The following is a 4,524-nucleotide window of genomic DNA, read 5'->3' as shown; positions in this document are numbered from 1 at the left end:
AAACTGAAAGTTAGGTGTTTCTAGGAAGAGCATAAAGAGATTCTGGCGCCACTCGTTTTTTCGCACTGCTCCAAAACGTTGACGTGTCAGGCTGTGCCTGACGAATCTTAATAAAAAAAAGTGGCGCCAGATTGACAAAAAACGCTGCTTTTTTAAATATCAAAAATCCTATATGTATCAAGGGGTACAGCGTTCCAATGTACACATTTGTGTACAAATGTGTACTTATGTGTACATTATGTGTACATTATGTACACATAATGTGTACGTTTTTCGGCCTTTTTTCAGCTCTTTTTTTTCGGAAAAATAAAAAAAGCAGCAATCAAAAATCATTTAATCGCTGCTTTTTTATTTTTATTTAGGTCATTATTTATCTAAAAAGTTATAGAATGGTCCTCTTATTTTTGTCGATTATTCCAAATTAATACATGAAATGAGCTGAAAGTAGGTGTCGATAAACGGCTGTTGCTGAGCTTTTTTGTCTCATCAGTTTAGTCAAAAAAGAGAGAAATTTATTTTTTGAAGTACGTTTCTATCGTTCATAATGTGTCCAAGCAGACCAAATAATAACTTCTTTTGCGTCCGTATCAACGGAGTAAACGACCCGATGCTGGATAGTTAAACGACGGGAATACGTCTCTTTTAAATTTCCGACTAGCTTCTCATAAGGAGAGGGATTTTGAAACGGATTCTCTTTTAAGATGGCCATAATATCTTTAAATTTTTGATCTAAATGAGCTGATTTTAAATTTTTAAGGTCTTTCATGGTTGATTTTGCTAATTTTATAGTGTATCCCAATCGATATCCTCCAATGCGACAAACTCATTTTCTTGTTCACGCTGGTGAATCACATCAGCTACGCCATGAGAGTGAAGGTACAAGGTCTCTTGAATAGCGTCCCAGTCTTTTTTACTGACCATAACCGCGTCACTTTCGTCGTTTTTACCTGAGATATAAACGGGTTCATTGGTTGTATTGACGTCTTTCAATAATTGGTAAAAAACTTTTCTAGCCTGGCTAGGGTTTACGATCGACATGAGCGAGGCCTCCTTTTTGTTGCTCTTATTATAACGTACTTTTTCACGTACGTCGAAAGGTTGTGAGTACCTAAACCGCCATAGAATCGTGTGTTTAGAGCCTTGATATTTTGACTGTTCTACTCTGTTATAGCTATAGCGTAAATAAATTGAAACTTCGTCTCTTTTGTATTACAATGTACATACAAAAGAGAAGGGGTTGATTCTAATGACTGTAGTATCCTTAAGAATTGATGCTCAAGAAGATCAATTAATCAAAGAATATGCTAAAGCTAATAACATTACGGTTTCAGCGTTATTTAGAAATACTGTTTTAGAAAAAATCGAAGATGAAATTGACTTGAGCTTATATAAACAAGCGATGTCTGAACACAAAGAAAATTCGCAAAGTATTTCTTTTGAAGAGATGCTGAAGGAGTTAGCGGATTAAATGAATTCAGGTTATCAGGTAGCGTTTGAAAAAGGAGCTCAAAAGACTTTAAAAAAAATGGATAAATACCAGTCTCTTTTAATTATGGGCTGGATCCAAAAAAATCTAGTGAATTGTACAGATCCTAGAAAACAGGGTAAAGGCTTGACCGCCAATCGGTCGGGAGAATGGCGTTATAGAATTGGAGATTACCGATTAATCGCTGATATCAATGACGAGACAGTCACCATTTTAATGTTAGAGATTGGCCATAGGAAAGACATTTACAAATGAACCACTAAAATTGAGTGCAGCATGCGCATCAAAAAAATTCTACCACTTAAAAAGTAGTAGAATTTTTTTATCTATTTACTTATATTGAATGCGTAAGGCAACAAGTGCCTTTTCAATAATAGCTTGTTGGGTGGCTCGGATTAAAAGTGTGTTTCTAGACACTCTTTTATTTCTTCAATAAGGACCAAAAGAGGGCTATTGATTTTCACGTAGACGTTTTCTGCGGGCATGATAGTCACCTCGTACTTGTTATCGTTAATAACGAGTACGAGGTGAAACGTGTTACCTACGAATAACAAGGACGCTTACTTTGATACATGAAATTAATACGATCACATTAAAAGAAAGAAGGATTTATACTATGAGTAAATACAAAAAAATATTTTTAGGACTTTTGTTAGTGTTAATAGTTAGTTTTGGTTTATATAGTGTACACTTGTATCGAGATATAACGGCTATCAATGAAGCCATTGCTGAAGAGGGATGGACTCAATCGATTGAAAGTGAAAGAACGAGCTTCGATTCTACAAGAGGCACATTCTATAAACAGGTTACTTACAAAGATGTAGATGGAATTGATTACTATTATTTTGTAAATCGATATCTTGGAGATGAAAGTGGAATAGTTTTTTCTATTGCAAGGAATGAAGAAAATATAGATATAGATGATCCAACTCAACCCTATCAGTTTCAGTATCCCGAATAAATCAAATAATCTCCATAGGGCCTATTTATAAAATGAACACTTTGCGACGGAATAGATACTATTCATTTTTCAACATATGAAATTACATAAAATCGTATATCCATAACTTTTATCAATTAGGGTTAATTTTTTATAATTTATACAATTATTTTTTTGAATATTACACTATCTAAACGGAAAAAGCTCCCTTATTGTTCCGACCCCTTAAAGTTGAATTTTTTATGCCTTTTACTACCATATAATGATAGCGTGTTGTTCTATCTATATACTTAAAAGTATGCTACAAATTGTAACATACCCACTGTTTAAGCATGATACAACTCGTACCTTGAAAAAAACAAAAAAACAAGTAAAGTTATTACATAAGAAAGGAACTGAGTGATTCATGAAGATCGGAGAAAAATTTAAAAAAGGAAGAATAGAAATTGGAATGACACAAGAAGAAGTATCTCAAGTGTTACATGTATCTAGATCTACTATTTCCAGTTGGGAAGTAAATAGGACGTACCCCGACTTGGATATGCTAGTGTCTTTGAGTGACTTATATGATATTTCTCTTGACGTTATTCTTAGAGAGGATGATTCAATGGTTCAGCAAATAACTAAGGAAGTTAAGAAAAGTAAAAAGAGAAGAAATTGGATTATAATATTATGTTTGATATTGATTCCGATAGTTCTTTTCTTAGGATATCAAACATGGAGAGCCAATCAAGTTGTATCTCCAAGTCAAGTTAAGGAAGTTAGTCTTGAATTGAACGGAGAAGAATTAAGCGCACAAAGTGAAGTAACAGCTACGGTTACTATAGATAATTGGTATGAATATAGTGGACACTATATAGAATTAAATGAAGATAAAGACACTATACTAATACAATTCTATCAAAAATTCGATATTTCTAGCGATAAAACAGAAGAACAGGTTACCGTACCTATAAATCTTGATGATTTATCAAATAGCCGGATAGTTAATATAGAGATAATGGGATTCAATAATAATAGTAGGAAAAATATTTATGAGCTAGATTAATAAAAAACAACTAATAGAATCAGAACAAAAAAATAAAACATACTAAAATTAGTATGTTTTATTTTTTTGCATGTACTAAAGTTTTAAAAGTCGTGAAAGAATTTGGAGCTTTACATATTTTGTAAAGTTAGCCATAATGAATGTAACTTTCTAAAGTTATATACATAAAAATTTATTAAAAGGAGAACAAAATAAAAAAGAGTATATTAATGTTTTTAAGTATTTTATCCTTTGGGATATTGTTTGTTAATAGTAAAAATTCAGTGTCTGCAGAAGAATTTGATACAAGTACTATAACTACAAAAGTTACAAATTCAGATAATGCAGTTATTGAAACAACTTTAGTACCTAATGAACTTACCGATGAATGGGAAAAACTTAATCTTCCAGAAGGTATAACTCCCGAAAATGAAGAAGTTTTTAAATTACAACAAAAAGTTCCACTTGAAAGTACTTATTCAGGAGGTTTTACAACTTTTGGTGCTAGTGCTCCTTTATTTGAGTATTGGAATGTCTCCACACAAGGTCAATATAATTATGCTGGAAGTTTCTCTTCTATAGCTGCATTATATACGAATAAAGCTTTTACGGGTGCATCACGTTACTATATAAAAATTAAAAATACAGGATCTGCAACGGTAATTGCTGAAGCTAGAGATAGAGTTTCTTTACACAGGAAACTAAATGTTCCGAAAGGATATACTAAATATACGCAGGTTACTGTAGGGAAATCTTTTTACCTGAAATTTTATGGAGACCATAGTGCAGGTTCTGTAAGTGGATTTGTACGTGATTTGGATGATCTGTAAGTCATTGTAAGTCTTTAGTATTAACTTCAAAAACCTAATTACACAAATCACTAAAGGCGTATTGCTGAGTTTTATAGTAATACGCCTTTAGTTTAATTAATAATAATCATAAATTTCAAGTTTAAGTTAGCCCGTTGATTTTAAAAATATATAAGCAATTTTGCTTGAGACAGTTTATTACTGATCCCTACTTTTGTTGTACAAGAAATAACATGAGTAGTTTAATACATGAAATGACATA

At 32.2% G+C, this 4,524-nt stretch carries 7 protein-coding genes; 5 read left to right on the top strand and 2 right to left on the bottom strand.

The genetic code is table 11. The features are described 5' to 3' along the window. Positions 1-532: 532 nt before the first annotated feature. The gene (locus tag AX762_RS10935; RefSeq protein WP_071849171.1) at positions 533-799 is read right to left on the bottom strand and encodes a Txe/YoeB family addiction module toxin; all 267 of its coding nucleotides are present in this window, start codon (positions 797-799) and stop codon (positions 533-535) included. Next, the gene (locus AX762_RS10930; RefSeq protein WP_071849170.1) at positions 784-1,038 is read right to left on the bottom strand and encodes a type II toxin-antitoxin system Phd/YefM family antitoxin; all 255 of its coding nucleotides are present in this window, start codon (positions 1,036-1,038) and stop codon (positions 784-786) included. Before AX762_RS10930 ends, AX762_RS10935 begins: the two co-directional genes overlap by 16 nt. 208 nt (positions 1,039-1,246) lie before the next feature. Between AX762_RS10930 and relB the strand changes: the two genes are divergently transcribed. From relB to AX762_RS10905, 5 genes are all read left to right on the top strand, one after another. Beyond that, positions 1,247-1,468 carry a type II toxin-antitoxin system RelB family antitoxin gene (gene relB, locus AX762_RS10925; RefSeq protein ID WP_071849169.1) on the top strand — a complete coding sequence of 74 codons (222 nt, stop codon included), beginning with the start codon at positions 1,247-1,249 and terminating at the stop codon, positions 1,466-1,468. Continuing rightward, the gene (locus tag AX762_RS10920; RefSeq protein ID WP_071849168.1) at positions 1,469-1,741 is read left to right on the top strand and encodes a type II toxin-antitoxin system RelE/ParE family toxin; all 273 of its coding nucleotides are present in this window, start codon (positions 1,469-1,471) and stop codon (positions 1,739-1,741) included. It abuts the gene before it with no gap. A gap of 361 nt (positions 1,742-2,102) precedes the next feature. Next, on the top strand, positions 2,103-2,447 hold the full coding sequence (locus AX762_RS10915) for a DUF3139 domain-containing protein (RefSeq protein ID WP_071849167.1): 345 nt from the start codon (positions 2,103-2,105) through the stop codon (positions 2,445-2,447). A gap of 385 nt (positions 2,448-2,832) precedes the next feature. Next, on the top strand, positions 2,833-3,474 hold the full coding sequence (locus tag AX762_RS10910; protein WP_071849166.1) for a helix-turn-helix domain-containing protein: 642 nt from the start codon (positions 2,833-2,835) through the stop codon (positions 3,472-3,474). A gap of 209 nt (positions 3,475-3,683) precedes the next feature. Further along, complete coding sequence (locus tag AX762_RS10905; protein ID WP_071849165.1) at positions 3,684-4,283, top strand: hypothetical protein; 600 nt, start codon at positions 3,684-3,686, stop codon at positions 4,281-4,283. The last annotated feature ends 241 nt before the right edge of the window (positions 4,284-4,524 follow it).

It is taken from the genome of Alkalibacterium sp. 20 (assembly GCF_001885615.1).
In the GTDB taxonomy this organism is placed as follows: Bacteria; Bacillota; Bacilli; order Lactobacillales; family Carnobacteriaceae_A; genus Alkalibacterium.
This window is presented reverse-complemented; position numbering and strand designations above follow the sequence as displayed.